The organism is Streptomyces pathocidini (assembly GCF_001418495.1).
Lineage (GTDB): Bacteria > Actinomycetota > Actinomycetes > Streptomycetales > Streptomycetaceae > Streptomyces > Streptomyces pathocidini.
This window is the reverse complement of the sequence record NZ_LIQY01000314.1, coordinates 1-2,644: the sequence shown is the minus strand read 5'-3', so window position 1 is coordinate 2,644 and position 2,644 is coordinate 1. Positions and strand designations below refer to the sequence as shown.

The 2,644-nt window shown below is 71.6% G+C and carries 3 protein-coding genes; all 3 read right to left on the bottom strand.

The features are described 5' to 3' along the window. Nucleotides 1-533 (bottom strand): DUF5926 family protein (locus AOK16_RS15975; protein ID WP_205627698.1); only part of this gene is annotated, 533 nt, incomplete at its 3' end. A 78-nt stretch (nucleotides 534-611) separates the two neighbouring features. Continuing rightward, nucleotides 612-1,220: an ATP-binding protein gene (locus AOK16_RS15970; protein ID WP_079101440.1), complete on the bottom strand. Its 609-nt coding sequence runs from the start codon at nucleotides 1,218-1,220 to the stop codon at nucleotides 612-614. 122 nt (nucleotides 1,221-1,342) lie between these two features. Next, nucleotides 1,343-2,227, bottom strand: a complete 885-nt coding sequence (locus AOK16_RS15965; protein WP_055472910.1) for a glycerophosphodiester phosphodiesterase — start codon at nucleotides 2,225-2,227, stop codon at nucleotides 1,343-1,345. Between the last annotated feature and the right edge of the window lie 417 nt (nucleotides 2,228-2,644).

Here is a 2,644-nt window from a genome sequence, read left to right as displayed (position 1 = left end):
CCGTCGTGCACGACGGGGGCGAACGCGCCCGCCGGGTCGAGCAGGTCCTGAAGGCGCGGACCGTCGGCCGGTACCCGCTGGGCGGCCACCGGAGTTCCGGGCTCCGCCTCCAGGGCGCGCTTCAGCACGTCGGCGAGGTCGCGGCTGAGGTCACCGGAGGCCGTGTCGTTCTGCAGGCCGAGGAGGACGGTGCCGTTGTCGCGGCGCAGCGCGGGCCAGGCCATGGGCAGCACGGTCGCCAGGGTGACCGACGGAACTCCCTTGGGGAGCCCGCCCTTCAGGTGCAGCTCAACGGTTGCGGCCGGGACGAGTTCGCGCAGGGCGACCCAGTCGCACTCGCCCGGCAGGCCCTCGAAGGGCCGCTGTACGAGCTCGGTCATGGCCTGCGCGGCCTCCCGCCCGTGGCAGGCCTTGTAGCGGCGGCCCGAGCCGCAGGGGCAGGGTTCACGGGCGCCGACGACCGGAACGTTTCCATCGGAGACCTTCATGGCGGTGGTCCTGCCGGCCTTGGTCTGAGGGCGCTTCTTGGCCATGGCGTTGGTCGTCTCCCGGTACGGCGTCAGGTCTTGGCCGCTGAGCCTAGCCCTTCGTCACGCCCGGCGCGGTACACGTCATGACAGGTCGTCGAAGAGGCCGGAGACGTCCAGCGAGGGGGCGCCCACGCGCGTAGACATTCCGTTGCGGCGGGGCGGCTCGCCGAGTACGGCCCAGACGGTGACTTCGCCCGCGCGGTCGTCCCGTACGCCCCAGTCCTGGGCGAGGGCCGTGATGATGTTGAGCCCGCGGCCGCCGCGCGCGGTGACCGAAGGCGTGGCCGGAAGCGGTCGGGTCGGACCGCCGCCGTCCGTCACCTCGACGGTCAGCCGGCCGCGTTCGTCGACGCGCCAGGCGGCGCGCACCTCGTCGGTGTCCTCGGGCCCGCCGGTCTCGATGGCCAGGGGACGGCCGTGCCGGCAGGCGTTGCTGAGGAGTTCGGACAGAACCAATATCGCGTCGTCGACCACGGAGTCCGGCACTCCACTCGTCCGGAGCCCCTCGCGCATCCTGCGCCTCGCCGTACCCACGCCCGCTGGACCATGGGGTACGGCCATGATCGACGACGTCGGCACCTCCTGTGCCACCACCAACGCCACCCCCGAGACCTCCTTTGCCCCACGCCACGGGATGGATGCCCCCCTCGGCTGGAGGGGAAACCGGCCAATTGCGATCGTGTGGCGCACTCCAGACGGTCGAATACGTACCGAACGCGCCGATGTACTCCCTGTAGGGGCGGAGAGGGGTTTATGTGCGTGGACTCCTCCATAAGGAGACGGTCCCAGAGCGGGCTCTCAGCAGCCAACTATCAGACATTCCGGCCGAGTTGGGACAGCACCTGCCGGGGCCGGTTGGTGATCACGGCGTCCACGCCGAGCCGTTCGCACAGTTCGACGTCTGTGGCGGAGTCCACAGTCCATACATGGACCTGGTGGCCCGCCCGCTGCGCGCGGGCCACGTACTCGGGGTGGTTCCTCAGGATGCGGATGCTCGGCCCGGCGATCCACGTCCCGGTCGGCAGCCGCCCGTCGCGGTAGCGCGGGGAGAGGAACTGCATCAGATAGACGGTCGGGATGTCCGGCGCCCCGAAGTTCACCCGGTGCAGCGAGCGCGCCGAGAAGCTCATGACCCGTACGGCCGAGGACTCGCCCCGGGGCGGGGTCGCGAGGCCGAAGCGGTGCAGCAGCTCCAGCAGCCGCTCCTCGACCTGGCCCGCCCAACGGGTGGGGTGCTTGGTCTCGATGGCGAGCTCGACGCGGCGGCCCGCGTCGGCGACCAGTTCCAGGAGGCGCTCCAGGGTGAGGACGGACGTACGGTCCTCCAAGGGGGCCGTCCGGTCTCCCAGGAGGGCCCTCTCGCCGGGATCCCACTCCGGGGACTCCCCCGAGCCCTTGGCGCCCCTGGTGTCCTTCCACGAGCCGAAGTCGAGGGCCGCGAGGTCGGAGAGTTCCAGCGCGGAGACGGCGCCCTTCCCGTTGGAGACCCGGTTGACGCGCCAGTCGTGCACGCACACCAGATGCCCGTCGGCGGTGAGCCGCACATCGCACTCCAGGGCGTCGGCCCCGTCCTCGATGGCCTTGCGGTACGCGGCCAGGGTGTGCTCGGGCGCGTCCTCGGACGCGCCGCGGTGGGCGATGACGGAGATGGTGTTCGGCCCGGACTGGGGCTCGCGGGCCGGGTGCGCAGGGGTCACCGCGTCATGGTGCCACCGCCTGGCGGGGCGCTGCCCGTGCGGCCGTTGCCCATGCGCCAGCGGATGCGTCTGTTTTGTCCGGGATAAATGATGGCGGTCCGGGCCGCCGCCCCCGTTTACGGTGCTCTGATGCCACGTAGGGGATGCTGTCGGCGGACACTGGCGCACGCGGGCTGTGCTCGAGGCCGGCGTACGACCCGCTCTTGTGTGACCGAAAGTGGCCGAAGAAGACTGTCGTGACTGTCGTGCACCTGAGGAGAAAACTGTGAGCACCGAGAACGAGGGCGCCGCCGTTCCGCCTGGGGCGCAGTCCGGGGCGCAGTGGCAACCGGCGCCTGAGACGCCGGGCGCCGCCCCCGCATCCGGCTCCGGCGTACCGTCCGCGGATTCCGTGCGCGGCGCCGGCCCCTCCGCCGC